This is a genomic window from Halobacterium wangiae (assembly GCF_021249345.1).
GTDB classification, from domain to species: Archaea; Halobacteriota; Halobacteria; order Halobacteriales; family Halobacteriaceae; genus Halobacterium; species Halobacterium wangiae.
This window is the reverse complement of the sequence record NZ_CP089588.1, coordinates 3,029,160-3,055,155: the sequence shown is the minus strand read 5'-3', so window position 1 is coordinate 3,055,155 and position 25,996 is coordinate 3,029,160. Positions and strand designations below refer to the sequence as shown.

Below are 25,996 nucleotides of genomic sequence, written 5' to 3'. Positions count from 1 at the left end.
AACATGTACGAACACGACGTAATCGTCGTCGGTGGTGGCGGTGCGGGGCTCCGCGCAGCCATCGCTGCCGACGAGGAAGGCGCAGACGTAGCGATCGTCACGAAACTCCACCCGGTGCGCTCGCACACGGGCGCTGCGGAGGGCGGCATCAACGCCGCGCTCCGCGAGGGGGACTCGTGGCAGGACCACGCGTACGACACGATGAAGGGGTCGGACTACCTCGGCGACGCTCCGGCCGTCGACTCCTTCGCACAGGACGCTCCCGAGGAGGTCATCCAGCTGGAGCACTGGGGGATGCCGTTCTCCCGCGAGGAGGACGGGACGGTCAGTCAGCGGCCGTTCGGCGGACTATCCTTCCCGCGGACGACGTACGCCGGTGCCGAGACCGGCCACCACATGCTCCACACGCTGTACCAGCAGGTCGTGAAGCGGGGCATCGAGGTGTACGACGAGTGGTACGTCAGCCAGCTCGCGGTCACTGGCGAGGACGACCCGAACGACCGCGAGTGCCACGGCGTCGTCGCCTGGGACGTCCAGAGCGGCGATATCGCGGGCTTCCGCGCTCGCGACGGCGTCATCCTCGCGACGGGTGGCCCCGGCCAGGCGTACGACCACACGACGAACGCCGTCGCCAACACCGGTGACGGCGTCGCCATCGCCTACCGCGCCGGCGTCCCGATGGAGGACATGGAGATGGTGCAGTTCCACCCGACGACACTCCCCTCCACTGGCGTCCTCATCAGCGAGGGCGTGCGCGGGGAAGGTGGCATCCTCTACAACTCCGAGGGCGAGCGGTTCATGTTCGAGTACGGCTACGCGACCAACGACGGCGAACTCGCCTCCCGCGACGTCGTCGCTCGCGCCGAACTCACCGAGATCGCCGAGGGCCGCGGCGTCGAGGACGAGTACGTCTACCTCGACATGCGCCACCTCGGCGAGGAGCGTATCACCGACCGCCTGGAGAACATCCTCCACCTCGCGCGGGACTTCGAGGGCGTCGACGGGCTCACCGAACCGATGCCGGTCAAGCCGGGCCAGCACTACGCGATGGGCGGCATCGAGGTCAACGAGCACGGCGAGACCTGTATCTCGGACCTCTACGCGGTCGGCGAGTGTGCCTGCGTGAGCCTCCACGGTGCGAACCGTCTCGGCGGCAACGCGCTGCCCGAACTCATCGTGTTCGGTGCGCGTGCGGGGCGACACGCCGCGGGCGCCGACATGCCCGAGCCGAAGATCGAGACGGGACCGTACGACGACGCCGAACGCGAGGAACTCGGCGTTCCCGTGGGCGCCCCGGACAGCGGTGAAGGGGCAGTGGAGCCCGCCGCGGACGGCGGGCCGAGCGTCGAGGGCGGCGTCGCATCGAGCGACCCCGAGTCGGTCGTGCAGGCGACACGCGACGCGGAAGCCGAGCGCATCGAGACGCTGCTCGAACGCGAGGACGGCGTCAACCACGCCGACGTGCGCGCGAACCTCCAGGAGACGATGACGGAGAACGTCAACGTGTTCCGGGAGGAGGAGGGGCTGGAGCAGGCGCTCCGGGACATCCAGCAGGCCCGCGAGCGCTATCAGGACGTCTACGTCGGGGACAAGTCCCGGACGTTCAACACCGACCTCCAGCACACCATCGAGACGCGGAACCTCCTCGACGTCGCGGAGGCCATCGCGATGGGTGCGCTCGCACGCGAGGAGTTCCGCGGCGCGCACTGGCGCGCGGAACACCAGGAGCGCAAGGACGACGAGTACCTCAAGCACACGCTCGTCTCGTGGAACGACGGCGAGCCCGAACTCTGGTACCGTCCGGTCCTCCTCGAAGGTGACGAGGGCACGTACGAGCCGAAGGAGCGCTCGTACTGACCGCGCTGTAGCCGTTCACCCCCGTTCTCTCGTCGCGTATCTTTATCAGTGAGAGCGCGGCCAACTCGCCGCGTGACCTGACGTCCACCGCAGGCCGCGAACGCGAAACCGACGGTGCAGTGGCCTGCGAACGTCCAGCGCGCCGTCTGCCAGCCCCGTTACTCCGACGCGTCGAGCGTCGACCACCGCTTACAGGCCGAGTACGTCCACGACGTCGATACCGACGCCCAGGTGTCTGACGAGTCGGTAACCCAGCCAGATGCCGACGACGCCCATGACGCCCGCGAGGTTCGGTGGCGCGGGAATCGGGATGCGCAGCGATGCGAACACGGCACCGACGAACAGGCCGGTGAGCGTCGCGGCGACGACGAAAGCCACGTTCATACCGACCGCAGGTGAACGCGGCTCAAAAAGCGCGCGATAGCCGTCAGTCCTTGACGTACTCCTTCCGGAAGCCGCGGAACTCGGTGCGGTGGGCTTCCTCGTCCGCGAGGATGGTCACCGCGAGGTCCTCCGTCACCGGGTCGTCGGCGTCCGTCGCAGCGTTGATGAGCGCCCGGTACGTCTCGATGGCGCCCTCCTCGGCCTCGAGTACTCCTTCGATGACCGAGGGTACGTCCGTCGTGTCCTCCGGCGGCTGGAGGGAGTGCTGGTGGGCCTCGAACTCGGCGGAGGCGGGCGGCGCTTCCTCGAGTTGCTTGAGCCGTTCGCCGAGCTGTTCGGCGTGCCCGAGTTCCTCCTGGATGTCGACCTTCAGCGACTCCTTGATCTCCTCGGCGCGCACACCGTCGAGGACGATCGAGTTCGTGAGGTAGTTCATCACGGTCTCGATCTCGTCGCCGTACGCCTTCTTCAGCAGTCGAGTGACCTCTTCGTTGGTCATACTGGACAGTACGTAGACGAGACGTATAGAAGTGTGTGACGTGTGAGCTACTGCGGGTTCTCGGCCTCAGTCGGGAGACCGACGAGTGGTTCGCCGCGACGACCGTCGCCGCCGTACGGCCCACATAACATTGGACTACGGGGGGTATCCACGGAGCAGGGCACCGTACATGTCCGTTCTCGGCCACCGCCTCGTCCCAGAGCCCGCGACGACCACCCCAGGCAGCGGTCCGGACGAACTGGTCGAGCTGGTGCCGCTCGTCGTCCAGATCGCGTGGTTCCTCCTGGGTTTCGTCGTCGTCGCCGTCGTCGGCTGGGTCGTCGTCGAACCGCTCCTCGCCCGGATTGTCCGCCGCCGGAACCGCAACGACCCCACCATCCAGGAAGCGATTACCCGGTACGTCCGTCTCGTCGTCCTCGTCGTCGCCTCGCTCGTCGGGGCAGTGGTCGCGGGGTACGGACACATCCTCGGCGACTCGGCGGTCGTCGTCGCCGCGGCGACGCTCGCCATCGGGGTCGCTGCCCAGTCGGTCATCGGGTCGCTCGTCAGCGGACTCGTGCTCGTCTTCGACCCCGAGTTCAGCGTCGGCAACTACATCGAGTGGAACGACTACCAGGGCACCGTCCAGTCGATCCAGCTCCGGGCGACCCGCATCGAGACGCTGAACGGGGAACTCGTCACGGTGCCGAACACGGCGCTGACGAGTGACGCTATCGTTCGCCCGTACGGTCGGGCCAAACACCGGATCGTCGAGCGCGTCACCGTCGATTACGAGGAGGACGTGGCCGACGTCATCCGCCACGTCACCGCGGTCGCGGCGGGCCTCGAGGAGGTCCTCGACGACCCACCGCCGAGCGCCTACGTCGACGAGTTCGAGGACGGCGTCGTCGTCGTCCGCGTCCACTACTGGGTAGAGCGCCCGCGTCCGGGGGACGTCGTCGACATCCGGTCGGCGTACGCACGAGCACTCAGAGCCCGTCTGGAGGACGAGGAGATCACGATCAGTCCGGCGCCGGAACACCTGCTCAGTGGCCGGATAACTGTCGAGGGGCCCGAGTGACTCTCTACCCCGGGAATCTATGCATCAGTTAACTAAGTGTTCGTACGACGTTCGTCTTCGCATGGCGTTCACACCGGCAGCCCTGGTGGAAGCGGGAACAGTCGCGCAGTTCGGTCAGCTAACGCCGCTCCAGTTCGGGGGAGACCTCATCTCGCTGGCGGTGTTCTTCCTCATCCTCGCGCTCGTCGCCGCGGTCCTCGGTTCGCGAGGAATCGCCGGGCTGAGCATGGACATCGCCAAGTGGCTCATCATCATCTTCGTGGTGCTGGCCGTGGTCACGTTCTTCCTCTGACACGGCTGGCCGGCGTTCCAGCGACGACTGGTTCTCGACGCCGGTTCCGCCACTGGACACCGGCGGCGAAGCGTTCACCCGTCTCCGTACCGAAGTTCGCACGATGAGCGACGAGTACGTCCCACCGGACGTGACGGTAGCGGGTCCGGGCGAGCCAGAGGTCGCAGTGATCGGCGGTGTTCACGGCGACGAACCGGGTGGTGTTCACGCGGTGCGTCGCCTCCGGGACGCCGACCTCGACCTCCAGCGAGGCGTCATGTTCGTCGTCGCCAACCCGGCCGCGGTCGAGGCTGGCCAGCGCTTCCTCGACTCGGACCTCAACCGCGTGTTCCCCGGCGACCCGGACGGCGACCGGGAGCAGCGAATCGCCGCGGAGGTCTGCGACAGGGTCGCGGAACTCACGACGATGTCGATACACGGCACGCACTCCCATCCGGAGCCGTTCGGACTCGTCCACCGTTCACAGCCCTCGGAGTACGACCTCGTCGCGGAGCTACCACTCCCTCACGTCGTCGACCACTCGGGCGTGTACGAGGGGACGATCACGACGTGTGGCTGTCTCGTGGAGATCGAGGTCGGCATCCAGGGGACCGACGAGGCGGCCGAGGCTGCCGAACGACAGGCCAGGGCGTTTCTCCAGCGCGTCGGCGCGCTGCCGGGCGACCCGCCTCGCGGCAACCCGGACTTCTTCCACATGACGGAGGCCGTCCCCAAAGCACCCGGCGCCGTCGGCGACCTCTACGTCAGGAACTTCGAGTACGTCCCCGAGGGGACGGTGTTCGCAGCTGTCGACGGGGAGGACCTGGTCGCAGACGAGCCGTTCTACCCCATCCTGATGTCCGAGTGTGGCTACCCGGACATCTTCGGATACAAGGGCCGGAAGCTCGGCGACTCGCTCGAAGAAGTGAAGCAATCCTGGCTCAAGGCCTGAGTGCCGGACGCCGAGGCCGAACCGCCGCCGTCGGTGCCCGGTTTCGCTCGGCGTTCTCGCAACGTCCCCGGACTGCAGTTGGGCCCGCGGCTCGGGCACTGCCGAAGACGACGGTGGACCCGTGCCGAAGACGCCGATAGACCCGGCGATTCGTGCACGCGACGCTCCGGAATCTGCCTGGCTCGTACGTCGTCTATAACAAAGCACGCGGCAGTCGACGGGTGGGTAGAGGCGACTCCGTGGGGGAGCGCTCACAGCAGGAACGCTCCCAGTCCCGTGCGAGCAGTGGGTCTGTTCCGTTGCTGGCCGGTCACTGGGAGACGGGGGCAGTGTACACACTATGTCAGCTACCGACTCACCGGAGACGGTCGTCATCGTCAATCCGAACAGCGGGAACGGACAGCACGTGGACGCGATTCGTAGCAGAGCGGAGCTACGAGGGTACGCGCTACGGGAGACGTCGGCGGAGGGACAGGCTGTCGAATTCGCACGGGAGGCAGCGGCGGCCGGCGCGTCGACTGTCGTCGCGGCCGGCGGCGACGGGACCATCAACGAGGTAGTGCGCGGCATCGACGACGCGGACGCCCTCGACAGGGTGACACTCGGCGTGATCCCGGCGGGGACCGGGAACAACTTTGCCGGGAACGTCGACGTCACCGGCATCGACGACGCCTTCGACGTCCTGGAGAACGGCGAGCGACGCCGCATCGACCTCGGACGGACGGACGACCACCTGTTCGTGAACTCCTGTGTCGCGGGGTTGACCGCGGAGTCGAGCGGCGAGACCTCCGACGAGATGAAAGAGCGTCTCGGCGTCCTCGCGTACGTCCTCACCACGTTGCGCTCGGTCCGCCAGTTCGACTCGCTGCCCCTCTCCGTGGACGTCTACGAGAACGGGCGGGAGACGACCGCCTGGGAGGGCGACGCCGCGATCGTGCTGGTCGGGAACGCCCGCCGGTTCGTTCCGGGCGAGGACAGTCAGGCGAACGTCGAAGACGGTCGCTTCGACGTGACCGTCGTCGAGGACGTGTCGACGCTCGACCTGATGGGCGAGGCCGTCGCGGGCACGCTGTTCGGACGGGACTCCCCCCACGTCACCAGATTCCAGGCCCCGGCGCTCGAGATCGCGCTCCAGAACTCGGAGTCCACGCGGTTCAGTCTCGACGGCGAGATCGTCCAGGACCGCTCGCTGTCGGTGTACACCGACCCGGGAACACTCGAGGTAGCCGTGGGAGCGGGGTACGACCCCGACCCGGACCGACGATGACTCCGAGCGCAGTTCCGGGTCCGGCCACGACCCACACGGAGGTGCTCGGATGTTCGACGTAGACCTCCACGCACACACTCGCTTCTTCCACTGGTCCGCGGGGGAGCCGACGCGCTACGACCCGCTCGGCGCGAACCTGCTGGCGCTGGCCAGCCGGTTGCAGGGGATGGACGGTGTCGCCCTGACGAACCACGACTACTACACCGACGTCGGAGCCATCTCGACGACGCCGGTGTTCATCCCCGGCATCGAGGTGTCGACGACCGACGGGCACGTGCTCGTCGTGGGTCCCGACCCGCCGTCGCGGACGCCACCGGGCGAACTCACGCCCCGGGCGGTGGTCGAACTCGCGCACGCGGCGGACTGCGCCGCCATTATCCCCCACCCCTACCGCCACGGCAGCATCCACGAGAGCGGGGCCGACTTCGACGCCGTCGAAATCAGTGGGAAACACCCGCAGAACGCCGAACAGATACGGGAACTCGGCGACGAACTCGGCCTCCCGGTGGTCGCGGGCAGCGACGCCCACTTCCCGTTCGAGGCCGGGCGGGCGTACACCCGCATCGACGCGGACACGTTGACTCCCGAGTCGGTGGTCGACGCGATTCGGGACGGCCGGGTCGAGCCGAGAGTGCGGAACGGCCCCACGCAGCGACTGCTCCGGACGGCCTACCGGCACATCCACCGGTACAAGCGGCGCTCGCTGGAGCGGTCACGAGAGATTCGTAAATGACGGCCGTCCCGGAGAAGAGTGGGGGTGCTCGCGGTCAGTCCTCCTGGGCCATGTGGATGTGCTCTTTCGGCGCGCCGCAGTTCGGACACTCTTCGGGGATGCCGTCGTCGAGGTCCCCCATCTCACCGCAGTCCTCGCAGCGCCACATGAGGTAGCCCTCGCCGAACTCCTTGCCCGGGATGTCCTCCTCGTCCTCGTCGCCGTGGTCCGTCTTCTCGGCGTGTGCTTCGGCCATCTCCACGTCCGGTCCGGCCTCGATGACTTCGACGCCGAACCCCTCGTCGGTGAACTCGTCGACGATGCCGAGGACGTGGCCGTCGTCGTCGTACACCGTGTCGCCCGACTCGATACTGACGGTCTCAGGTGGATCGTCTCCCGAGTCTCCCATGCTACGACGTAGCAGTCCTGTACATATCAACCCTCTGTCGGTCTGGCTGCGCGTTGGTTGCAGTCGGGGGTTCGCGAGCGCAGGCGCTGGTGACGTCGGACCTGTGGCATCGACGGGACGCGAGCTGCGCTGACAAAAAGGACCGTCGTGGGGTCGCGGTCGTTACTGCAGGTCGAGGCGGACCTCGTCGTCGGTGATCCTGTCGATGGCGTGGGGTTCGAGCGCGTAGGTGCCCTCGTCGTCGCTGCTCCAGCCGATCTTCGACATGATCGTGTCCGTGATGTCCGGATCCGGATCGACGTGAGCGGTCCCGTTGTCCACCTCGACGACGCGACCGATGGAGTCGCCGTGCTGGTTGACAACTTTCTTGCCCTTCTCCGCTTCCGTTATCGTCACGTTCGAATCCATGCACTACCTCCTAGGGCTGCTCGTCCCATTTCCCCGGGGGCTGCAACTGCGTGGTCTTTATGTGGTGGGTCGGTGAGCCAGCAGCGCGTCGCGGCTCCGGGAGGGCGTCCATCCTTCAGAACGACTCGTCCTGGCTGTCCGTTCCCTCGTCCGGCGTCGAGCCGCCGCGGTCGCTGTACCGGTCGCGTCCGACCGCTTCCGCCCCGACCAGGTTGTAGATCGCCTGGCGTGCCTCCTCGGGCTCCTCGAAGCGCTCGTCGTTCTGGTCGAGGATGCCCAGAACCTCCTCGAGGGTCTGCGAGCCGCCCGGCAGGTCGATCTCGTAGTCGCCGTACTCAGAGACGAGCTCGGTCGACGTGGTCGGGTAGTCGTGGTCCGCGATGGCGTCGTCGAGTTCGCCGAGTTCGACACCCTGCTGGCGGTTGACGTCGCTCCCGGAGGTGCTGGACTCCCGTTCGTCGTCGTCGGATGCCATGCACCCAACTACGGCAAAGCGCGGTAAGCGTGTTGTGCCAGTTCGCCCGTGGGCGTCTCAGAGTTCCAGTCCCGCCAGCGCCACGCGCTTTGCAGACGGACCCTACCTGTCGTCGGCGTCGGTCTGGCCAGTTCGGCACGGTTCGAAATCCGGCTGAATCCGGGGCGTAGCGGCTCCTTTCGCCCAATACAGGCCAAATAACATTGTTGCTATCACGGCTATCACTCCCCCCGCAGAGGGGCACGAAACTATGGAGACACAGGGAGGCACGAGACGGAGTACCGTTCGCCGAGCGCCGCCAGGAGCGTGCCCGTGGCACGCGAGTCCGTCAGTCCGGTCGCCGGTCCAGTCGAAGCCGACACGACGCGAATCGCTCCGTACATGACATCTATCATCGAAATCGCCGTTCCAGCCGAACAGCTCGCACTCGAGGACACCCTGTCGGACGTCCCGGAGACCAGGGTCGACGTGATGCGAACCGTCACTACGGGGCCGAACTCCGTGATGCCGGTGCTGGCCTTCGAGGGGACAGACGCGGACATTGGTCCGGCGCTCCGCGAGGACTCGACCGTCGAACGAGTCTCGCCGCTCGCGACGCTTGAGAAGGAGTCCGTCTACCGGGTCGAGTGGGCGAAGCCCACCGAGGACCGCTTCCGCGACATGTTCTGGGACCACGGGACGGTGCTGCGAACCCAGGCGTTCGACGGGAAGTGGTGTTTCCGCGTCCTGTTCGCCGAGCGAGAGTCGATGGAGGACTGGTACCACCACTGCCGGGACAGCGGGCTCCGCGTCGACATCGAGTCGATCTACGACCCGACCGTCGCCGTTCGCCCGCGACAGTACGGACTCAGCCAGAAGCAGTACGTCACCCTCGAGACGGCGCTCCAGAAGGGGTTCTACGACATCCCCCGGAAGGTGACGCTGGAGGAACTCGCCGACGAGTTCGACGTCACCCACCAGGCACTCTCCGAACGCCTCTCCCGCGCCCACCGTGTGATGATCACGAACGTCGTCTCCGCGGACTTCCCACTCGCCCAGGTCAAGTGACGACACCTCCGTGCCCGCCCGCTGAACCCTCACTACCCTGCTGGTGGTCGGTATCGAGGTAACGGGACCCTAGGCACGGCTCTCGGTCTCTCCCCCAGGAACAGCCCCGAGTTCTCCCGCCTACCACTCCGTGAGTATCGGCTGGTAGCCGACGAAACCTCACTCGTCAGTTACCGTCGTCGTCGGGATTCCGCTGCCACTGTGGAGCGCGTCGCCCCACCACTGTGCCAACGACATCGCGGGGCGGTGGCCGGTCGGGACAGCCGTCGTCCGGGCGGCGACGCCGAGGCGAATCGCCCGACGGAGAGGCGTCCCGATATAAGGAGTTTGCAGACGAAAGGGACGCGCACAACCGGTCGCTTCCTCTTCAGTACTGTAGAGACGTTCGTCGTCTCCAGCAGTGAACGGTAGCCGTTCGGGGCTGAAACCTACAACAATGACAGTAACAACGGGGATCGAGCTTGAACTCTGGGTCGTCGACCAGGACGGCTGTCTATGTGACGGTCGGCAGATCGCCGACGAACACGAACGAATCAAACCCGAATTCGTCGGGCCGCTTCTCGAAGTTCAGACGGAACCCTGCGGGTCCGAGGCAGCGCTCAGACGTGACCTCCAGGAGACGCTCCGGACGGCCATCCGGGCCGCACACGCCGGCGGGAATCTGCTCGTCCCGCTCGGAACGCCGCTCACGGAGGCGGACGTGGCGTGTCACGACGAACGCGGGAAACTGTTCGAGCAGATCTACGGCGGGGGCGTCAAGAGCGCGAAGAACTGCGCCGGGACGCACGTCCACTTCGAGCGTGGCGAGACCGTCCGTCAGCTCAACCTCCTCACCGCGCTCGACCCGGCACTCGCGCTGACCAGTTCCTCGCCGTACTACTGCGGCCAGCGCGGCCGGTCGTCCTCGCGCGCTCACGCCTACCGGAAGCAGTGTGGCCCGGAGTTCAGGCAGTTCTGTGACCTCTGGGAGTACACCGACTCCGTCGAGGAGTGGCAACAGCGCGTGGACAGTGCGTACGAGGCGTTCAAGTCCATCGCCGAGGACCGTGGCGTCTCGGCAGCGACGGTCGAGGAGTACTTCGAGCCGGAGAACACCGTGTTGAACCCCGTGCGACTCCGGCGCTGCCAGCCGACGGTCGAGTGGCGCGCACCCGACGCCGCGCTCCCCTCGGAAGTCGTCCGACTCGCCACCGACGTCGCCGAACTCGTCGAGCAGACCGAGCACAAACCCGTCGAGGTCGGTCGTCCGGGCGTCTTCGACGACCGAATCGGCGTCCCGGAGTTCGACGAACTGTACGACCTGAGTCGGGTCGCCATCAACTTCGGGCTCAGACCGACGCCGGTGCAGAACTACCTGCGGCGAATGGGGTTCGACAGCTCGGCGTACCGACCGCTGTCGCTCCGTCTGGGCGGCGCCGGGACGTTGACCGAGACCGAAGCTTGCCAGTTGCGCCTCGAACAGGCCCACCGGTTCGAGGCCGACGTGGCGAAGCTCACGGCACCCCACCCGCCCACCGCCAACCCTGTCGAAGAGGCCTGAGTCGGGCTTGCAGTCGCCAGTCCGCCGCTTATCCCGCTCAGTCACGTATCGGCGTGATGTGAACCGACTACCGTCCGAGCAGCCCGGACGCGATAGCCCGACGCCGCGGACGGGTCGGCCTGGGCGCAGCGTGGTTCCCGGTGCGGGCGTTCGACGGGGACTGCTCGGCCCGAAGCGGTCGAACGAACTATCGACCCGGCACCACGGACGGTAGCAGCGTGTTCTGGACAGCCTCCACGAGTGGAACGAGCAGACGCCACCAGCCATGAGCGTGGTCTACCTCGTCGTGGGCGTCGCGTTGCTCGTCCTCACCGTCGTGGACATCCTCTGGACGACGCTCTGGGTCGACGGCGGGTCCGGTCCGCTGTCCTCCCGGTTGACCTCGTGGCTGTGGCGCGGACTCAGGCGCCTGGGGAGCAACCGCTCCCGGACGCTGAGTCTGGCCGGGCCGCTCATCCTGACGCTGACGCTCGTCGTCTGGGTCGCGGGAATCTGGGGTGGCTGGACACTGGTGTTCGCCAGCGGCGAGAACGCGCTCGTCAACGCCCGCGACGCGAGCGGGGTCTCGTGGACCGGTCGCATCTACTTCGTCGCGTACGCGATGTTCACGATGGGGAACGGCGACTTCTACCCCGGCTACGGCGCCTGGCAGATCGCCGCGGCGCTCACGACCGCCAGCGGGATGCTGTTCGTCACGATGGGCGTCTCCTACGTCCTCTCCGTCCTCGGCGCCGTCTCCGAGAAGCGGTCGTTCGCGAGCAGCACGACCGGACTCGGCGAGCGCAGCGAGACGGTCGTCGGCACGGGGTGGGACGATGGCTTCCGCGGATTACACCTCCCGTTGAACTCCCTCGCGTCCGAACTCGACACGCTCGCCACCCAGCACAAGGCCTACCCCATCCTCCACTACTACCACAGCGAGGAGGCTACGCAGTCCTCCGCGATGGCCGTCGCAATCTTCGACGAGGCGCTGACCGTCCTCCGGTTCGGTGTCCCGGGGCGCGACCAGCCGAACACGGCCCTCGTCGAGAACGCCAGGAGCGCCACCGAGAACTACCTCGAGACGCTCGACGAGGCGTTCATCGACCCTTCCGAGGACGCACCGACGCCGCCGGACCTCGACCGCGTCCGGGAGGCGAACGTACCGACAGTCTCCGACGACGAGTTCGCGACCGCCGTCGGCGACCTCGACGAACGACGCCGCCACCTGCTCGGCCTCGTGCACAGCGACGCCTGGCAGTGGCCCCCACGTCGACGATGAGCAGCAACTTCTTCTTCGGGGGCTGGCAGCCACTGGTCCGGATCGTCGTCGTCGGCGTCGTGATGTACGTCGCACTCGTGACGCTGCTCCGCATCTCGGGGAGTCGGACGCTGTCGAGCATGAACGCCTTCGACTTCATCATCACCGTCGCCCTGGGCTCCGTCTTCGGTCGCGCGCTCACGGCGTCGCGCGTCTCGCTGGCCGAGGCACTCCTGGCGTTCGCGTTACTCGTCGGGCTACAGTACGTCGTCACCCGGATGACGGTCCGCTGGTCGTTCGTGGGACGAGTCGTGACGAACCCGCCGGTGTTGCTCTACTACCGGGGGGAGTTCCTCCGGGACGCGATGCGTCGCGAACGCGTACCCGAGACGGAACTCGTGACGGCCGCGCGGAAGAACGACCACAGCACGCTCGCCGAAGTCGAGGCGATCGTGCTCGAGTCGAGCGGAGAGTTCTCCGTCGTCGAGTCCGTCGACGACGAGACCGCGTTCGGCGAGGGACTCGACGAGGACCTGGCGTTCGACTCGCGGTGACTCTACGCCGTCGAACGGGCCGCCGCCGGCGAGTCCGTCGACTGCTGGCGTCGTCGGGTAGCCGTCCGACGGTTGGACCTCGACCTACGCGCTCGCCATCTCCCGGCAGGTCTCGGCGCACTCCCGGAGGACCTCCGCACAGAGCTGGCAGTGGTCGGCGTCGTGCTGTTCGCACTCGTCGGCACACGCTTCGCAAGAGTCTGCGCAGATCCCCGCGAGGTCGCTGCTGTAGTTCGAACCCCGTGCCATGAACCGGGCGTGCAGCGAGGTGAGGTCGGCGACGTCCCGACAGAGTCGGGCACACTCCTCCATATCCGCGTCACCGAGACACTCGTCTGCGCACCACTCACAGACTTCTGCCGCCTCGTTGCAGTTCTCGATGCACTCGCGCTGTTCGTCGCTCAGTCTATCGATTTTCTCGACGGTTTCTGCGAGAGACATGCAGACGAACGTACGCCGGTCGGCAAGTTCACGGTTCGGCTTGCCCATACAGGGTGTGTTAAGCGGTTGTGGGAGTTCGCGTGCCCGTGGGACCGCGGACGGCCAGAACCTCCTCGCTGGGGCTGCCACACGCCTTTTCCAGCTCCGAGTCCTACGTTCACACATGGCAGACCACCCCGACCCGGAGGCCGTCGAGACTGGGGACGAGTACATCCACGTCAGGTACCGCGACCCCGACGACTTCGAGACGATCCGGACGCCCGACTGGGCGGACAACGCGTCGGACTCGGTCTCGGAGGGGAGCGAGGTCCGAACCGGGAAACGCGAGGGCAGCGACGACTGGGAGGTCCAGTCCGTCCTCATCGCCAAGAACGTCGGCGAAGAGAAGGCCCGCGAGCAGGCCAACGAGATCGTCGAGAAGATCGAGAACTGACGCTCACTGCAGCTCCAGGTCCTCGACCGTCGACTCCGACGCGACCCACGACCCCAGCGAGAGACCGTAGACGAGGTGGCCGACGTGGAAGATGAGCGACTCCGTGGCGTCGAGGTCGACGTCCAGGAGGCCGCGGAGAACCACCCGTTCACCGAATAGAGAGAGCGCCAGCGCGTACAGCGTCCCGAGGACGACGCCGCCGGTCTCGCGAGCCTCGTCGCTGTCCGTGCGCCGTTCGAACGGTCCGAAGAGGGCGCCGAACGCGACGCCCGCCGTGGCACCGTAGCCCAGGTGTAGCACGAGCGCGGGGACCGGGTGGTCGTCGGCCTCGCCGCCCGCGACGTACTGCGCCCAGAACTCGGCGGTCGGCGGCAGCGACGAGGCAACCGGCATGCGGTAGGCGGTCATCACGACTGTCGCCAGCGCGCCGCCGACTGCGCCGTTCCCGGCCGACCGCAGCAACCCACCCTCCGACGATTCCTCCCGTTCGTCCGTCCGTGGTCGTGACAGCAGTGCCATCGACAGTACTACTCCGGTGAGCGGAATAGGCACACACCCGGCACACCAAAGCCCTCTAAGAGTCGTTCGGGACCGCGTGCCCCACCTCGGCGTGCTGGTGGACCCGAAGCAGTGCCCGTAATCGACGCCTTGTCCACGGACAGCACTGGATAACTATACTCGCCGCCGCCGTCTGAGAGGGTGCAATGAGTAGCCTACTCCCGTCAAGGAGCAGCACGGAGGAGGAAACGACGTCGAGCGAACGAGCACGAGGGAAACCGTCGTCCGAATCGGAGTCCGGCGGTTCCCGACGGCGGCGCCTCGGGCTAGGCGTCGCAGCCGCGGGCCTGGGCGCTGCCGCCATCTCCCGACGGATGCGTTCCAGGGGACGCAGTGAGGACCGCGCGTCGTCGTCCAGCGAGCCGTCGTCCAGCGAGACGACGAGCAGCGGATCGGGCGGTGGCAGACTCCGCAAACGTCTGACCGGACGCACGGGCAGGATGGTCGCCGGGGTCGTCGCGGCCACGGCCGTTCGGCGGCTCCTCCGCCGCTGGAGACGTCGATGAGCCGGCGCCCCCCGAGGTGAGTCGATGGGGACCGTCGTCGCCGTCGAAACCGAGGACGGCGTCGTGATCGCCGCCGACACACTCGCCGTCGAGGACGGCGACGTGACGAGCAAACGCGTCCGCCGACTGTTCGAGTTCGACGCGGCAGTGGCCGGCGCGGTCGGCGACCAGGGCGACGTCGACGAGTTCGGTCGTCGTATCGAAGCGGAGCTTCGACAGCTCGACGTCGAGGCGGGTCGCGAGGTCGGCATCACGAACCTCGGACAGATCGCCGCGGACGTCGCCGAGGGTCTCGGCGTCGCCGCTGTCGTCGCCGCTCACGACGGCGAGGGGCGGGCGAAGTTCCAGCGGATTGGTGAGGACGGCAGCACGGTCTCGGCAGCGAAGGCAGCGCTGGGGACCGGTTCGTCCGTGGCGCTGGGTCGACTGGAGCACGCCGACGTCGGACCCGAACTGGTCGACGCGGCCGAACTCGCGCGGGAGACGGTGCGCGCCGCCCAGGACAGAGACCCCGAGACCGGCGGCGACGTCGACGTGGTCGAACTCCCGAGCAGTGAGAGCACGTCGACTGGAACGCAGTAGCGGCCGGCCGCTTCCCGTCCGTCGGTTGCCCGACTCGGACTGCTCCTGCCGCCTTCGGCCGTCCCGTCTGGCGAGTACGGAGTCCATACCTTTACGCGAATCTCGCGTAGGTCCGGTGTGTCGGTACGTCGTCTCCGGGACCCCAGTGCGCGGACGAACGCCCTCCTCGGGTGGGGATTGCTCGGCGTCGTCCTGCTGGCGGCCGTCGAGAGCTTCGTCTTCGGGACCCTCCTCTGGGGCGGGTTCGCGGTCGTCTTCGTCTTCGTCGCCGCCCTCCCTACCCTGTCGACCAGAGACTGGACGGTGCTGGTTCCGTGGCCAGTGCTGTTCGTCGGCGCCGCCGCGATGGCCGCGCGAGCGGTCGGCATCCACCAGGAGATCACCGCCTACACCGCCGTCGCCAGCCTCGCGCTCGTCGGCGTCGCCGAACTGGACACGTACACGGACGTGGAGATGAGCAGGCGCTTCGCGGTCGCGTTCGCAGCGTTGACGACGATGGCGGTCCAGGGACTGTGGACCGTCGTCCAGTACTACTCGGACCAGTGGCTGGGGACCCAGTACGTCCAGAGCCAGGCGGACATCCAGTGGGACTTCGTCTTCGTCACCGTCGTCGCGGTCGTCGTCGGCGGCGCCTTCGAACTGTACTTCAAACGAGCCGAGGAGGCGGGAACTGCCGAGGAACCGACCGTCGAGTGACACCAATGGGACACCGCTCACTCACACTTCCCGACGGCGCCCAGCGCATCGCGGTCCTGATCATGCAGACCGGACTGCTCCTGTTGCTCCTCTACACGCTCGTCACGGTTCGGCTGGGGCTGGCACTCGGCGTGGCGTTCGGTCTCGGCGTGACGCTGTTACCCGCCCTGGTCCGCCACGAGTACGGCTACTCGATGGACCCGCTGCTCGCGCTCTGGGTCACGCTGTCCATCTCCATCCACACGTTCGGCTCGCTGGGACCCTACGACTGGTTCTCGTGGTACGACAGCGTCGCCCACACCGTCTCGGCGGTCGTGATCGCTAGCATCGGCTACGTGATACTCCGGACGTTCGAGGAGCACTCTCCGGAGATCGACGTCCCCGGCGAGTTCCGGGCCGTCTTCATCGTCGTCTTCGTGCTGGCGGCGGGGGTCTTCTGGGAGTTGCTGGAGTTCGCCTCGGGAGCGCTCGCACGCTCGCTCGGCGCAGAAGCGCCACTGGCCGTGAAGGGAGTCGACGACATCGTCACGGACCTCGTGTTCAACACACTCGGCGCGCTCATCGTCGCCGCCTTCGGGACGGGCTACCTCGGCGGCCTCGTCTCGTTCGCCCGTCGCCGCCTGCTGGAGGACTGAGCCGCCCTACTCGCCGCGCAGTTCGGCGAGGTGGTCGACGCGGCGCTGGAGCAGTTCCTCGCTCCCGATGTCGTGGCGGACCCGCAGGCCCTCGGGGAGGTCGGTGAGTGCTGCCTCGGCCTCCGCGTTCGCTTCCGCGAGCGTGTCGCCGGTGCCGACGACGGCGAACGACCGCGAGGTCGTCGTGTAGACGCCGTCGTCGCGCGCGTCGACGCTCGCGTAGAACAGCTGGGCGTCACCGACCGACGACTCGTCGACGGTGAGGCGGACACCGCCCTCCGGGTTCGTCGGGTAGCCCTCGGGGACGGCGTACTTGCAGACGGTCGCGACATCGGCGAACTCGAGGTCGGGGAGCGGGTCGTCGTCCCGCGCCGCGGTGAGCACGTCGAGCAGCGGCGTCTCCATTGCTGGTAGCGTGTTCATCGCCTCCGGGTCGCCGAAGCGCGCGTTGAACTCGACGACCTTCGGGCCCTCGGGGGTGAGCATAAACTGGCCGTAGAGGATGCCGCGGTAGTCGGGGAGTCCCTCGACCACCGCGTCTATCGTCTCGAGGGCGGCCTCGTACTCCGCCTCGGTGACGAACGGCAGCAGTTTTTCGGGACCGGCGATGCTGCCCATACCGCCCGTGTTCGGACCCTCGTCGTCCTCGTAGGCGCGGCCGTGGTCGTGGGCTACGGGAGTCGCGCGGAACTCCCCGTTCGCGACGAACGCCTGGACGGTGATCTCCTCGCCGACCAGTCGCTCCTCGATGACCCACTCGTCGTGGCCCGCGCTACGGACGTACTCCGCGGCCTCCGCCTTCGTCACCTGGTCGCCGGTGACGCGGACACCCTTGCCGCCGGTGAGACCGGCGGGCTTGACGGCGACGTGGCCAGCGACGGTCTCGACGTAGTCGGCGGCCGCCTCGGCGTCGGTGAACGTCTCGAAGTCTGCCTGTCCAGGGACGTCCGCCTCGGCCATGAACTCCCGCTGGAACGGCTTGTCCGTCTCGATGCGGGCCTCGGCCTGCTTCGGGCCGAAGGCGTAGATGCCGGCGTCTTCGAGCGCGTCCACGACGCCCGCGGCGAGTGGGCCTTCGGGGCCGACGACGACGAGCGTCGCCTCGACTTCCTCGGCGTAGTCGACTACTGCGTCGGTGTCACTCGGGTCGAGCGCCCGGAACGCCTCAGCGAGGCGGTCGATACCGGGGTTACGGTTGCTCGCGCAGGCGTAGAGGTCGCAGTCGGGGGCCAGCGCGTCGGCGATGGCGTGCTCGCGGCCGCCGCCACCGACGAGCAGGACGCGTTCGGTCATACCCGAACGGAGTGAGCAAGCAAGTGTAAACCTTGCCCTTCAACTGGCCGCGTGTATGCTCGTTCGTGCACACCGTGCTGCGGGCCGGTCCGCCCAGAGCGGTGTCGGTACTCGGGGATTTACCCGCTCGCAGCCCCGACGACCACACATGACCGACCCGACGCGCCGAAACCGACTCGACGAGGCGGCGAGCCCCTACCTCCGCCAGCACGCCGACAACCCCGTCAACTGGCAGCCGTGGGACGAGGCGGCCTTCGCGGCAGCACAGGAGCGCGACGTCCCCATCTTCCTCTCTATCGGCTACTCCGCGTGCCACTGGTGTCACGTGATGGAGGAGGAGTCGTTCTCCGACGACGACGTCGCCGAGGCACTCAACGAGCACTTCGTTCCGGTGAAAGTCGACCGGGAGGAGCGTCCGGACGTGGACTCGCTGTACATGAAGGTCTGTCAGGTCGTCCGGGGCGGCGGCGGGTGGCCGCTGTCGGCGTTCCTCACGCCCGACCGGAAGCCGTTCTTCGTGGGGACGTACTTCCCGAAGGAGGCCAGGCGAGGCCAGCCAGGGTTCACGCAGTTGCTCGACGACGTGGCCGACTCCTGGCAGACCGAGCGCGACGACCTGGAGGACCGCGCCGAGCAGTGGCTCGGCGCGGCGAAGGGCGAACTGGAGGACCTCCCGGACGCCGCGGACCTCGGCGAGTCCAGTCCGCTCGACGACGCCGCTGACGCGCTCGCTAGGACTGCCGACCGCGACAACGGCGGCTTCGGACGCGCGCCGAAGTTCCCGCAGGCGGGTCGCGTCGACGCGATGCTCCGCGCTCAGGAGTCCGCCGACGACCAGTACGGGACCGTCGCTCGCGAAGCACTCGACGCGATGGCAAGCGGCGGCCTCTACGACCACCTCGGCGGGGGTTTCCACCGCTACTGCACGGACGCCGACTGGACGGTCCCGCACTTCGAGAAGATGCTGTACGACCAGGCCACGCTCGCCCGGACGTACGTGGACGGCTACCGGGTGTTCGGCGACGAGCGCTACGCCGACGTCGTCGCGGAAACGCTGGCGTTCGTCGACCGCGAACTCGGCCACCCGGATGGCGGCTTCTACGCGACGCTCGACGCGCGCAGTCCGCCGTTGGACGACCCCGAGGGAGAGCGCGAGGAGGGCGCGTTCTACGTCTGGACGCCCGCACAGGTCGACGAGGCGGTCGCCGACTACGCCGACGAGGCGCCCGCCGACGCGGACCCGGCCGACCTCGCAGCCCTGTTCTGCGCTCGCTACGGTGTCGACGAGGCCGGCAACTTCGAGCACGGCCAGACCGTGCTGACCGTCTCCGCCACTCCCGAAGCACTCGCTGCGGAGTTCGACTACACCGAGGACGAGGTAGCCGACCTGCTCGCGGCCGCGGAGACCAGACTCCGCGCCGCACGCGCCGACCGCCCGCGGCCCGCCCGCGACGACAAGGTGCTCGCCGGCTGGAACGGACTGATGGCGCGAGCCTACGCGGAGGCTGGCCTCGCGTTCGACGACGCGAACGAGCGTGCGAGCGACGAAGGCGACTCCTACTCCGAGCGCGCGGCCGACGCCGTCGACTACGTCCGCTCTGAACTGTGGGACGGCGAGCGTCTGGCGCGCCGGGTCATCCAGGGGAACGTCGCTGGCGTCGGCTACGCTGAGGACTACGCCTACCTCGCGGCCGGCGCGCTGGCGACCTACGAGGCGACCGGCGACCACGCGCACCTCGGGTTCGCACTCGACCTGGTGGACGCCCTCCTTGACGCCTGTTACGACGACGAGACGGGCGCACTCTACCAGACACCGGCGTCCGTCCAGGACGTCGACGTGCGCTCGCAGGCGGTCGACGGCGGGCCGACACCCTCGCCAGTGGGCGTCGCCGCCGAGACGCTACTCGCACTCGACGCGATCGACCCCGACGCCGGCTACGCGGACGCAGCCGAGGCGATGCTCGAACGGTACGGCGAGCGCGTCCAGCGCAGTCCCGCTGCCCACCCGACACTCGTCCTCGCCGCCGACACGCACGCCGTCGGCCACCGCGAGGTCACGGTCGCCGCGGACTCGCTGCCCGAGGACTGGCGGCGAACGGTCGGCACCGCGTACCTGCCGGACCGGCTGTTGAGTCGCCGACCGCGGACCGACGGCGAACTGGACGAGTGGCTCGACTCCCTCGAAATCGACGGTGCACCCCCCGTCTGGGCCGACCGGGAGAGCGTCGAAGGCCCGACCGCCTACGTCTGTCGGCGCGCGTGCTCGCCACCGCTGTCCTCGGCAGAAGAGATCGAGGAGTGGCTCGCGGAGTTCAGTCGCTGAGCCGATCCGCGAGGTACACCTCGGGGCTCGTGGGTTCTTCTTCGACGAACCGGGCGACCTCTTCGCCGTCGCGCTCGACGACGATGGTCGGGATGAGCGTGACGTCGTACGCTTCGACCTGCGGACCGACTTTCTCCCCGTCCTCGCGCTCGACGGGGTACGTCTCGACGTTCTCGACGCCCGCCGCCTCGAGCGCCGCGGCGAAGTCCGGGAGCTGCGAGCGGCAGTCGCCACACCAGTCCGCGCCCCACACCCGCACGACCGCGTCGTCGTCGAGGTCCGAGAACGCTTCGACGACCTCCGGGTAGGCGTCGGCACCCCACGTCGGGTTCGGCTCCATCGTGTTCAGTGTCATACCCCGGATTGGCGTGGACCCGGCAAAAGCCTCGCGCTCGTCGCGGTGGTTGCCGCCCGACACGACTATCCGGTCAGTCGGCGTGCACGTTCCCATGGCGACGACTCGACTCCTCCGCCTGGAAGGGCTAGCGGTGTTCCTCGCGGCTACCGGCAGTTTCGTCGCACTCGACGGCGCGTGGTGGCTCTACCTCCTGCTCGTCCTCCTGCCGGACCTCGGCATGGTCGGCTACCTCGCCGGGCCGCGCGTCGGGTCGTGGACGTACAACGCGGTCCACCTCTACGCCGGCCCGCTCGCGCTCGCCGGTGCCGGACTGGCGTTCGCTGTCGAACTCGCAGTCCTCGGCGGACTCGTCTGGGCAGCCCACATCGGCGCGGACCGCGCCCTGGGGTACGGGCTCAAGGAACCGACCGGCTTCGGAGACACCCACCTCGGTAGCCTGTAGAGGCGGCAGCGCCTGCCACTGCCCGCCACATGTTTACTCTCCCAGTGAGTAGCTCTCACCAATGAAGGACAGCATACTGGACGCCATCGGGTCGCCACTCGTCCGCGTGCCGGCACCCGAGGGCGCGACCATCGCGGCCAAACTGGAGGGGTTCAACCCCGGCGGCTCCGCGAAGGACCGCCCGGCCCGCGAGATGGTGCTGGCCGCGGAACGCGAGGGCCTCGTCCAGCCCGGCGACCGCCTCGTGGAGGCGACCAGCGGCAACACCGGCATCGGGCTCGCCGTCGTCGCGGCGGCGCGCGGCTACGACCTCACCATCGTGATGCCCCAATCGATGTCCGAAGAGCGCAAGCAACTGCTGCGAGCGTACGGTGCCGACCTCGAACTCGTCGACGGCGACATGACGACCGCCAACCAGCGCGCGGACGAACTCGCCGAGGCGGTCGGTGGCTTCCGCGTCTCCCAGTTCGAGAACCCGGCGAACCCGCGAGCGCACTACCGGACGACCGCCGAAGAGATCATCGAACAGGTCGAGGGCCGCGAGATCGACGCGTTCGTCGCGGGCGTCGGCACGGGCGGGACGATAACCGGCACGGCGACGCGACTCCTCGAGGAGTTCCCCGACATGGAGGTCGTCGCCGTCGAGCCAGCGGCGAACGCCGTGCTCTCCACCGGCGAGTCGGGGAGCGACGACTACCAGGGGATGGGGCCCGGGTTCGTCAGCGACCTCGTCGACCGCGACGTCATCGACCGCGTGGAGACCGTCGCGCTCGCCGACGCGGAGGCCGCGGTCCGCGAACTGGCGCGCGAACAGGGGATCCTCGTCGGGCAGTCCAGCGGCGCCGCCTACGTCACCGCGTGGCGAGTCGCCGAGCGTATCGCCGAACCGGAACTCAACTGCCCGGAGGTCAGCTTCGACGCCGAGGACCTCGCGGACGCCGACGTCGACGAGGACGCGCTCGCGGACGGCGGCGACCCCTACGACGACTGCCCGCTCGTCGTCACCGTCTTCCCCGACTCCGGGGAGCGCTACCTCTCGGCGGGCGTCTTCGACTAGGTCTGGAACTCCGACTCGGCGACCCGAACGACGACCGTCTCCTCGACGTCCCGGAGGTCGTAGTCGGGACGCTCTCCTTGGACCCGCGTGACGTACATCGGTTCGACGAGTCCGCCGTCCGCGACGCCGTACACCTTCAGGCGCGCGTCCGTCTCGGACGCCCGTACCTCGCTGTCTCTGACTGCGGCCGCGAGGTCCCGGGAGAGCCACTCGGTCTCCGAGATAGACGGTTCGAGAACGAACGCCTCGTCGGCGAGGCGGACGAGATACCAGTTCAGGTCGTTCAGCAGAGAGACGGCGGCTCCCAGACTCACCGTGTCGACGGCGACCGTGTTCTCGTACGGCGAGCGCACGTCGTAGGTGGCCAGCGCCCTCCGTGCCGTCTCGTAGGAGAAGAGGTCGAGGCGGACGTCGACGTCGTCCTTGCCGACGATGCAGACGCGGGTCACGCCTCCACCTCCGCCGGCCGTTCGACGGCGTCGGCGACCTCACGCGCCCACTCGAACAGGTCGTCTGGTTCGTCCTTCCGGACGCTCTCGGCGGGCGCCGCGGTCAGCGGCTGACTCGGTGCGAGCCGATTACAGCCCACGTCGAGCGTCGAGTCGCGGTAGGTGCCGATCTCGCGGGCCCGGGCGATGATCTCCTGCTTGTCGAGTGAGAACAGTGGGCGGTGAATCGGGAGGGCCGTCGCCCCGTCGACCACGGCGAAGTTCGCTGCCGTCTGACTCGATTTCTGCCCCATCGCCTCGCCGGTGACGATTCCCACGGCACCGACGTCCTCGGCGACGTGCTCGGCGACGCGGTACATGAATCGGCGGTAGGAGAGCATCCGCGTGCGGCCGGTCCGCTCGGTGAGTCGCTGCACGGCGTCCCCGGCGGGTGCGACGCGCAGGCGGTAGTCCTCGCCAGGCGCGAACTCGGCGAGTCGCCGCGCGGTCTCCTCGGCGCGAGCGCGGTGGTCGGGGCCGCCGAACCGTCCCAGGTCGAGGTAGAGCGGAACGACGGGCGACCCGCGTTTCATCGCCTCCCACGCGGCGACCGGCGAGTCGATGCCGCCAGAGACAAGCGCGACCAGCGGTTTCTGGGTTCCGAGCGGCATCCCACCCGGGCCGTCGCGGGTCTCGAGGAAGACGAACGCCTCCTCCTGGCGGACCTCCACGGAGAACGTCAGGTCGGGGTCGTCGAGGTCGACTTCGGGGTCGAACTCGCCTTCGACGGCCTGCCAGACGGCGTCCCCACCCTCGCGGTTGACGTCGTGGCTGTCGAAGTCGTGTTCGCCGGCGCGGCGTGCGTCCACCGCGAACGCGCCGCCGTCGTAGTGTTCGCGGGCGGCGTCGGCGAGCGCGTCCGTGATGGCCTCCATCTCCGGCGCTACGGAGACCGCGGGACTGGCGGACACGACACCGAACGTATCCGCTGCAGCGTCCGCTGCTGCAGTTGGGTCGGACGTACGAACGAGCAGTCGACCCCACTCTCGCTCGACGGTCCCCGGAACGCCACGGGCACCCAGCATCGCCACGAGGTTCTCCCGGAGCGTCGTCTCCATGTTCGCCTGCACCTGGCTCGACTTCACCCCCACGTCGCCGTGTCGGACGACCACGGAGTCCGCACCGGGTGGTAGCATGGTCGATGCAAGCCGTCCCGGCATTAAACGCCTATCGCCTTCTCGTGGGCAGACTGCCCCCTCGGCTGTGTGCGTACAGGTGGCGAAACGTCGCTGCGAGCCGGCGTGCCACGCTCCCGCTTCGACCGGACTCGCACTCCTACTCAGGTCACGCGACGGATTGGTCCCGGCTTCCTACTTGAATCTACGCGAGCAACGAGTTAAGAGCGGTACGCTACTGGTGGAGGCTAGCATCCGCGAGCGAGCGTTCACGAGAGCGAAGCGGTTCTCTCCGCGACTGTAAGGAGCGGAGGCCGACGAGCGACTAAGCGCCGAAGGCGCGCTGGAGCGAGGAGTGCTTTTTCCGCAAGTTTTTGCCGAGCGGGGGTCGCGTAGCGACCTCCCGCAGCGCAAAAAGTGCGCTTCAGAAGGTATCCAATTCGCCGTCGATGACGCGCTGTGTGATGTCGGTGACGCTGGCGAGTTCGTCGTCGACGATGGCCTCGACCTCGGGTTCGACGTCGGGGATGGTGACGCCGTCTTCCGTGACGACGTGGACGTCGGCGACGTGTGGCTGGTCGATGGGGCGGCCGATCTGGGAGAGCAGCCGGACCCGGAGGTCGCGGATGCCCGCCACCTCGGCGACGACGCTCTCGGCAATCTTGGTGGAGAGCAGGTTGTAGATCTTCCCGATGTGGTTGACCGGGTTCTTCCCGGAGGTCGCTTCCATGCTCATCGAGCGGTTGGGCGTGATGAGGCCGTTCGCACGGTTGCCGCGGCCGACGGAGCCGTCGTCGCCCTGTTCGGCGCTCGTGCCGGTGGTGGTGAGGTAGATCGAGCCGGCGTCGTAGTCGTCGGCGGTGTTGACGTGGACGGTGACGTCGCGGTCGGTGTACTCGCTCGCGAGTTCCTCGACGTGCTGGCGAATGGCCTCGATCTCGGCCTCGTAGGCCTCCATGTTCGGGACGTAGGTGTCGACGAGCGCGGCGGCGACGGTGATGTCGATGTGGTCGTCCTCGCGTTTCCCCATCACCTTGACGTCCTCGCCGACCGCGGGGGTGTCCTCGCCGTAGGCGCCGTTGAGCGAACGCTCGGTCTCGTAGACGACGCGTTCGGTCTCCGTCAGGGGTGCGTGGCCGACGCCGAAGGAGGTGTCGTTGGCCATCGGGACGTCGGGGCCGTCCTCGACGAAGACCTCCTGGAGGTCCCCGGAGCCCTCGCCGAGTTTCACGTCGACGATGACGTCGGTCTCGAGGTCGAGGTTCGGGAGGTGCTCGCCGAGGTAGTCGCGGGCGGCCTCCAGCGCGATGCTGTCGACGGGGATGTGGTACTCGGTGCCGTCCTCGTCCACGTAGTGGCTGGTGGCGCGGCCGACGACGAGGATGTAGATGGGTTCGATGACTTCGCCGCCACCGAAGGCGGGCGCGGCACGGCCGGCGACGAGCTGGGTCTCGTCCGTGTTGAAGTGGAGGACTTCGCCGACGCGGTCGAGGTAGGCGCGAGCCAGGGCCTCGCAGACGTGCTCGGCGATGCCGTCACAGATGGAGTCCGGGTGGCCGAGCCCCTTTCGTTCGACGATCTCGACGGTTTCGTCCTCGACCGCTCCACGGTCGAGCGACTGCACCTGGATGTTCCGCTCGGTCATTGCGCCACTCTACCCGGGCTCGGCTTCTATAACTTGCGAAAAGAGAGAGCGTCGACAATATGCGCGCTACGCATCTTCGAGCTGCAGGCCGAGGTACGACGTGCGGACCTGCTCGTCGGGGTCGAGGCCGAGCGACTCGAGGAGTTCGTAGGCGGCCTCCCGGGCCGCTTCGACGGCGTCCTCGTCGGGGACTTCGGTCTCCACCTCGACGTACTCGCCGACGTTCTCGACCGCGTCCAGGAGGACGGCGAACTCGCCCAGAATGTGCTTCTCGCGGAGTTTCCGGACGGTCGCTGCCGGTTCGAAGCCGAGTCGCCCGAGCAGTTCGCGCATCGTGTCGCCGTCGTCGACGACCGTCTCGAACTCCTCGCGGGTCTTCGACTCGGTCTCGACGAGCGGCCCCTTGTAGGTCACGCGGGACTCCCCACGCTCGCCGTACTCGCCGTCGAGGACGTCGTCGACGAGCGCCGGCAGCGGCCGGTCGCGCTCGAACCCCGGCACCGCCGTCGCCACTCGCCGTACGCGGAGCGCTTCGTCCGTCTCCGCGAACGACCGGTGCGGTGCGTCGAAGTACGTGTCCGCCTGGGCGACGGTCGCGACGCGCTCCGCCCCGGCGTCCGCGAGTCGCTCGCGCACCCCAGCGAGGTCGGCGGGCACCTTCACCTCCACTTCGTACATGGCCGACCGCACGCGGCCGCCCGAGAAAAGGCCGGCGCTTGCGAGTGCTCGACAGGCTCCAGTCGACGTCC

At 68.1% G+C, this 25,996-nt stretch carries 30 protein-coding genes; 17 read left to right on the top strand and 13 right to left on the bottom strand.

Going from position 1 to position 25,996, the window contains the following annotated elements:
- Nucleotides 1-3: 3 nt before the first annotated feature.
- A complete protein-coding gene (locus LT965_RS16230) occupies nt 4-1,857 on the top strand; it encodes an FAD-binding protein (RefSeq protein ID WP_232701903.1) in 1,854 nt (617 codons plus the stop codon).
- Nucleotides 1,858-2,046: 189 nt separating this feature from the next.
- Here the strand turns inward: LT965_RS16230 and LT965_RS16225 are convergent, their stop codons facing one another.
- Complete coding sequence (locus tag LT965_RS16225; protein ID WP_232701902.1) at nt 2,047-2,241, bottom strand: XapX domain-containing protein; 195 nt, start codon at nt 2,239-2,241, stop codon at nt 2,047-2,049.
- A gap of 43 nt (nt 2,242-2,284) precedes the next feature.
- A complete protein-coding gene (locus LT965_RS16220; RefSeq protein WP_232701901.1) occupies nt 2,285-2,740 on the bottom strand; it encodes a ferritin-like domain-containing protein in 456 nt (151 codons plus the stop codon).
- A 169-nt stretch (nt 2,741-2,909) separates the two neighbouring features.
- On the opposite strand from LT965_RS16220, the gene LT965_RS16215 reads away from it, so the two are divergent.
- From LT965_RS16215 to LT965_RS16195, 5 genes are all read left to right on the top strand, one after another.
- A complete protein-coding gene (locus tag LT965_RS16215; protein WP_232701900.1) occupies nt 2,910-3,800 on the top strand; it encodes a mechanosensitive ion channel family protein in 891 nt (296 codons plus the stop codon).
- A gap of 61 nt (nt 3,801-3,861) precedes the next feature.
- Nucleotides 3,862-4,092 (top strand): DUF1328 domain-containing protein, encoded by a 231-nt coding sequence (locus LT965_RS16210; protein WP_232701899.1) that lies wholly within the window; start codon nt 3,862-3,864, stop codon nt 4,090-4,092.
- A 103-nt stretch (nt 4,093-4,195) separates the two neighbouring features.
- Nucleotides 4,196-5,023, top strand: a complete 828-nt coding sequence (locus tag LT965_RS16205; RefSeq protein WP_232701898.1) for a M14 family metallopeptidase — start codon at nt 4,196-4,198, stop codon at nt 5,021-5,023.
- 340 nt (nt 5,024-5,363) lie between these two features.
- Entirely contained in the window at nt 5,364-6,290 is a 927-nt protein-coding gene (locus LT965_RS16200) for a diacylglycerol/lipid kinase family protein (protein ID WP_232701897.1), read from the top strand.
- A 49-nt stretch (nt 6,291-6,339) separates the two neighbouring features.
- A complete protein-coding gene (locus LT965_RS16195) occupies nt 6,340-7,023 on the top strand; it encodes a PHP-associated domain-containing protein (RefSeq protein ID WP_232701896.1) in 684 nt (227 codons plus the stop codon).
- A gap of 34 nt (nt 7,024-7,057) precedes the next feature.
- Here the strand turns inward: LT965_RS16195 and LT965_RS16190 are convergent, their stop codons facing one another.
- The 3 genes from LT965_RS16190 to LT965_RS16180 form a co-directional block, all read right to left on the bottom strand.
- Complete coding sequence (locus LT965_RS16190) at nt 7,058-7,411, bottom strand: DUF7130 family rubredoxin-like protein (protein ID WP_232701895.1); 354 nt, start codon at nt 7,409-7,411, stop codon at nt 7,058-7,060.
- 162 nt (nt 7,412-7,573) lie between these two features.
- Complete coding sequence (locus tag LT965_RS16185) at nt 7,574-7,819, bottom strand: DUF8593 domain-containing protein (RefSeq protein WP_232701894.1); 246 nt, start codon at nt 7,817-7,819, stop codon at nt 7,574-7,576.
- Nucleotides 7,820-7,934: 115 nt separating this feature from the next.
- Nucleotides 7,935-8,294, bottom strand: coding sequence for a DUF5789 family protein (locus LT965_RS16180; protein ID WP_232701893.1), 360 nt, complete (start codon nt 8,292-8,294; stop codon nt 7,935-7,937).
- Nucleotides 8,295-8,600: 306 nt separating this feature from the next.
- On the opposite strand from LT965_RS16180, the gene LT965_RS16175 reads away from it, so the two are divergent.
- The 4 genes from LT965_RS16175 to LT965_RS16160 all read left to right on the top strand — a co-directional run bounded on the left by LT965_RS16175 (nt 8,601) and on the right by LT965_RS16160 (nt 12,675).
- The gene (locus LT965_RS16175) at nt 8,601-9,341 is read left to right on the top strand and encodes a helix-turn-helix domain-containing protein (protein WP_232701892.1); all 741 of its coding nucleotides are present in this window, start codon (nt 8,601-8,603) and stop codon (nt 9,339-9,341) included.
- A 436-nt stretch (nt 9,342-9,777) separates the two neighbouring features.
- Complete coding sequence (locus LT965_RS16170) at nt 9,778-10,881, top strand: glutamate-cysteine ligase family protein (protein ID WP_232701891.1); 1,104 nt, start codon at nt 9,778-9,780, stop codon at nt 10,879-10,881.
- 265 nt (nt 10,882-11,146) lie between these two features.
- On the top strand, nt 11,147-12,142 hold the full coding sequence (locus tag LT965_RS16165; protein ID WP_232701890.1) for an ion channel: 996 nt from the start codon (nt 11,147-11,149) through the stop codon (nt 12,140-12,142).
- On the top strand, nt 12,139-12,675 hold the full coding sequence (locus tag LT965_RS16160) for a DUF421 domain-containing protein (RefSeq protein ID WP_232701889.1): 537 nt from the start codon (nt 12,139-12,141) through the stop codon (nt 12,673-12,675). Before LT965_RS16165 ends, LT965_RS16160 begins: the two co-directional genes overlap by 4 nt.
- A gap of 84 nt (nt 12,676-12,759) precedes the next feature.
- On the opposite strand, the gene LT965_RS16155 is transcribed toward LT965_RS16160, so the two are convergent.
- Nucleotides 12,760-13,116, bottom strand: a complete 357-nt coding sequence (locus LT965_RS16155) for a four-helix bundle copper-binding protein (RefSeq protein ID WP_232701888.1) — start codon at nt 13,114-13,116, stop codon at nt 12,760-12,762.
- A 163-nt stretch (nt 13,117-13,279) separates the two neighbouring features.
- Between LT965_RS16155 and LT965_RS16150 the strand changes: the two genes are divergently transcribed.
- The gene (locus LT965_RS16150) at nt 13,280-13,549 is read left to right on the top strand and encodes a hypothetical protein (protein ID WP_232701887.1); all 270 of its coding nucleotides are present in this window, start codon (nt 13,280-13,282) and stop codon (nt 13,547-13,549) included.
- 3 nt (nt 13,550-13,552) lie between these two features.
- Here the strand turns inward: LT965_RS16150 and LT965_RS16145 are convergent, their stop codons facing one another.
- Complete coding sequence (locus LT965_RS16145; RefSeq protein WP_232701886.1) at nt 13,553-14,068, bottom strand: DUF6789 family protein; 516 nt, start codon at nt 14,066-14,068, stop codon at nt 13,553-13,555.
- Nucleotides 14,069-14,637: 569 nt separating this feature from the next.
- Here LT965_RS16145 and LT965_RS16140 point away from each other — a divergent pair.
- The 3 genes from LT965_RS16140 (at nt 14,638) to LT965_RS16130 (ending at nt 16,526) form a co-directional block, all read left to right on the top strand.
- Nucleotides 14,638-15,195 carry an Ntn hydrolase family protein gene (locus LT965_RS16140; protein ID WP_232701885.1) on the top strand — a complete coding sequence of 186 codons (558 nt, stop codon included), beginning with the start codon at nt 14,638-14,640 and terminating at the stop codon, nt 15,193-15,195.
- Between the two features lie 117 nt (nt 15,196-15,312).
- Nucleotides 15,313-15,891 (top strand): hypothetical protein, encoded by a 579-nt coding sequence (locus tag LT965_RS16135; RefSeq protein WP_232701884.1) that lies wholly within the window; start codon nt 15,313-15,315, stop codon nt 15,889-15,891.
- 5 nt (nt 15,892-15,896) lie between these two features.
- The gene (locus LT965_RS16130; RefSeq protein ID WP_232701883.1) at nt 15,897-16,526 is read left to right on the top strand and encodes a DUF2238 domain-containing protein; all 630 of its coding nucleotides are present in this window, start codon (nt 15,897-15,899) and stop codon (nt 16,524-16,526) included.
- 6 nt (nt 16,527-16,532) lie between these two features.
- Here LT965_RS16130 and purD read toward each other — a convergent pair whose 3' ends face one another.
- Nucleotides 16,533-17,819, bottom strand: coding sequence for a phosphoribosylamine--glycine ligase (gene purD / locus LT965_RS16125; RefSeq protein ID WP_232701882.1), 1,287 nt, complete (start codon nt 17,817-17,819; stop codon nt 16,533-16,535).
- Between the two features lie 148 nt (nt 17,820-17,967).
- On the opposite strand from purD, the gene LT965_RS16120 reads away from it, so the two are divergent.
- Complete coding sequence (locus LT965_RS16120) at nt 17,968-20,142, top strand: thioredoxin domain-containing protein (protein WP_232701881.1); 2,175 nt, start codon at nt 17,968-17,970, stop codon at nt 20,140-20,142.
- On the opposite strand, the gene LT965_RS16115 is transcribed toward LT965_RS16120, so the two are convergent.
- The gene (locus LT965_RS16115) at nt 20,132-20,497 is read right to left on the bottom strand and encodes a thioredoxin family protein (RefSeq protein WP_232701880.1); all 366 of its coding nucleotides are present in this window, start codon (nt 20,495-20,497) and stop codon (nt 20,132-20,134) included. The two genes, LT965_RS16120 and LT965_RS16115, sit on opposite strands and share 11 nt — an antisense overlap.
- A 94-nt stretch (nt 20,498-20,591) precedes the next feature.
- Between LT965_RS16115 and LT965_RS16110 the strand changes: the two genes are divergently transcribed.
- Complete coding sequence (locus LT965_RS16110) at nt 20,592-20,942, top strand: DUF4260 domain-containing protein (RefSeq protein ID WP_232701879.1); 351 nt, start codon at nt 20,592-20,594, stop codon at nt 20,940-20,942.
- A 61-nt stretch (nt 20,943-21,003) separates the two neighbouring features.
- A complete protein-coding gene (locus LT965_RS16105; protein WP_232701878.1) occupies nt 21,004-21,999 on the top strand; it encodes a PLP-dependent cysteine synthase family protein in 996 nt (331 codons plus the stop codon).
- Here the strand turns inward: LT965_RS16105 and LT965_RS16100 are convergent.
- The 4 genes from LT965_RS16100 to cyaB all read right to left on the bottom strand — a co-directional run bounded on the left by LT965_RS16100 (nt 21,996) and on the right by cyaB (nt 25,925).
- Entirely contained in the window at nt 21,996-22,448 is a 453-nt protein-coding gene (locus LT965_RS16100) for a DUF5804 family protein (RefSeq protein ID WP_232701877.1), read from the bottom strand. The genes LT965_RS16105 and LT965_RS16100 overlap by 4 nt on opposite strands.
- Entirely contained in the window at nt 22,445-23,623 is a 1,179-nt protein-coding gene (locus tag LT965_RS16095; protein ID WP_232701876.1) for a tRNA sulfurtransferase, read from the bottom strand. Before LT965_RS16095 ends, LT965_RS16100 begins: the two co-directional genes overlap by 4 nt.
- A gap of 403 nt (nt 23,624-24,026) precedes the next feature.
- Complete coding sequence (locus tag LT965_RS16090; protein ID WP_232701875.1) at nt 24,027-25,247, bottom strand: methionine adenosyltransferase; 1,221 nt, start codon at nt 25,245-25,247, stop codon at nt 24,027-24,029.
- Nucleotides 25,248-25,313: 66 nt separating this feature from the next.
- On the bottom strand, nt 25,314-25,925 hold the full coding sequence (gene cyaB, locus LT965_RS16085; RefSeq protein ID WP_232701874.1) for a class IV adenylate cyclase: 612 nt from the start codon (nt 25,923-25,925) through the stop codon (nt 25,314-25,316).
- Between the last annotated feature and the right edge of the window lie 71 nt (nt 25,926-25,996).

What these genes read in the sequence shown, in the direction of transcription:
- LT965_RS16220 (WP_232701901.1), bottom strand. Translation starts at nt 2,740, where the DNA reads ATGACCAACGAAGAGGTCACTCGACTGCTGAAGAAGGCGTACGGCGAC.
- LT965_RS16210 (WP_232701899.1), top strand. Translation starts at nt 3,862, where the DNA reads ATGGCGTTCACACCGGCAGCCCTGGTGGAAGCGGGAACAGTCGCGCAG.
- LT965_RS16180 (WP_232701893.1), bottom strand. Translation starts at nt 8,294, where the DNA reads ATGGCATCCGACGACGACGAACGGGAGTCCAGCACCTCCGGGAGCGAC.
- LT965_RS16225 (WP_232701902.1), bottom strand. Translation starts at nt 2,241, where the DNA reads ATGAACGTGGCTTTCGTCGTCGCCGCGACGCTCACCGGCCTGTTCGTC.
- LT965_RS16145 (WP_232701886.1), bottom strand. Translation starts at nt 14,068, where the DNA reads ATGGCACTGCTGTCACGACCACGGACGGACGAACGGGAGGAATCGTCG.
- LT965_RS16105 (WP_232701878.1), top strand. Translation starts at nt 21,004, where the DNA reads ATGAAGGACAGCATACTGGACGCCATCGGGTCGCCACTCGTCCGCGTG.
- LT965_RS16205 (WP_232701898.1), top strand. Translation starts at nt 4,196, where the DNA reads ATGAGCGACGAGTACGTCCCACCGGACGTGACGGTAGCGGGTCCGGGC.
- LT965_RS16185 (WP_232701894.1), bottom strand. Translation starts at nt 7,819, where the DNA reads ATGGATTCGAACGTGACGATAACGGAAGCGGAGAAGGGCAAGAAAGTT.
- LT965_RS16230 (WP_232701903.1), top strand. Translation starts at nt 4, where the DNA reads ATGTACGAACACGACGTAATCGTCGTCGGTGGTGGCGGTGCGGGGCTC.
- LT965_RS16155 (WP_232701888.1), bottom strand. Translation starts at nt 13,116, where the DNA reads ATGTCTCTCGCAGAAACCGTCGAGAAAATCGATAGACTGAGCGACGAA.
- LT965_RS16090 (WP_232701875.1), bottom strand. Translation starts at nt 25,247, where the DNA reads ATGACCGAGCGGAACATCCAGGTGCAGTCGCTCGACCGTGGAGCGGTC.
- purD (WP_232701882.1), bottom strand. Translation starts at nt 17,819, where the DNA reads ATGACCGAACGCGTCCTGCTCGTCGGTGGCGGCGGCCGCGAGCACGCC.
- LT965_RS16170 (WP_232701891.1), top strand. Translation starts at nt 9,778, where the DNA reads ATGACAGTAACAACGGGGATCGAGCTTGAACTCTGGGTCGTCGACCAG.
- LT965_RS16190 (WP_232701895.1), bottom strand. Translation starts at nt 7,411, where the DNA reads ATGGGAGACTCGGGAGACGATCCACCTGAGACCGTCAGTATCGAGTCG.
- LT965_RS16160 (WP_232701889.1), top strand. Translation starts at nt 12,139, where the DNA reads ATGAGCAGCAACTTCTTCTTCGGGGGCTGGCAGCCACTGGTCCGGATC.
- LT965_RS16195 (WP_232701896.1), top strand. Translation starts at nt 6,340, where the DNA reads ATGTTCGACGTAGACCTCCACGCACACACTCGCTTCTTCCACTGGTCC.
- LT965_RS16110 (WP_232701879.1), top strand. Translation starts at nt 20,592, where the DNA reads ATGGCGACGACTCGACTCCTCCGCCTGGAAGGGCTAGCGGTGTTCCTC.
- LT965_RS16140 (WP_232701885.1), top strand. Translation starts at nt 14,638, where the DNA reads ATGGGGACCGTCGTCGCCGTCGAAACCGAGGACGGCGTCGTGATCGCC.
- LT965_RS16095 (WP_232701876.1), bottom strand. Translation starts at nt 23,623, where the DNA reads ATGCTACCACCCGGTGCGGACTCCGTGGTCGTCCGACACGGCGACGTG.
- LT965_RS16215 (WP_232701900.1), top strand. Translation starts at nt 2,910, where the DNA reads ATGTCCGTTCTCGGCCACCGCCTCGTCCCAGAGCCCGCGACGACCACC.
- LT965_RS16165 (WP_232701890.1), top strand. Translation starts at nt 11,147, where the DNA reads ATGAGCGTGGTCTACCTCGTCGTGGGCGTCGCGTTGCTCGTCCTCACC.
- LT965_RS16120 (WP_232701881.1), top strand. Translation starts at nt 17,968, where the DNA reads ATGACCGACCCGACGCGCCGAAACCGACTCGACGAGGCGGCGAGCCCC.
- LT965_RS16200 (WP_232701897.1), top strand. Translation starts at nt 5,364, where the DNA reads ATGTCAGCTACCGACTCACCGGAGACGGTCGTCATCGTCAATCCGAAC.
- LT965_RS16130 (WP_232701883.1), top strand. Translation starts at nt 15,897, where the DNA reads ATGGGACACCGCTCACTCACACTTCCCGACGGCGCCCAGCGCATCGCG.
- LT965_RS16150 (WP_232701887.1), top strand. Translation starts at nt 13,280, where the DNA reads ATGGCAGACCACCCCGACCCGGAGGCCGTCGAGACTGGGGACGAGTAC.
- cyaB (WP_232701874.1), bottom strand. Translation starts at nt 25,925, where the DNA reads ATGTACGAAGTGGAGGTGAAGGTGCCCGCCGACCTCGCTGGGGTGCGC.
- LT965_RS16115 (WP_232701880.1), bottom strand. Translation starts at nt 20,497, where the DNA reads ATGACACTGAACACGATGGAGCCGAACCCGACGTGGGGTGCCGACGCC.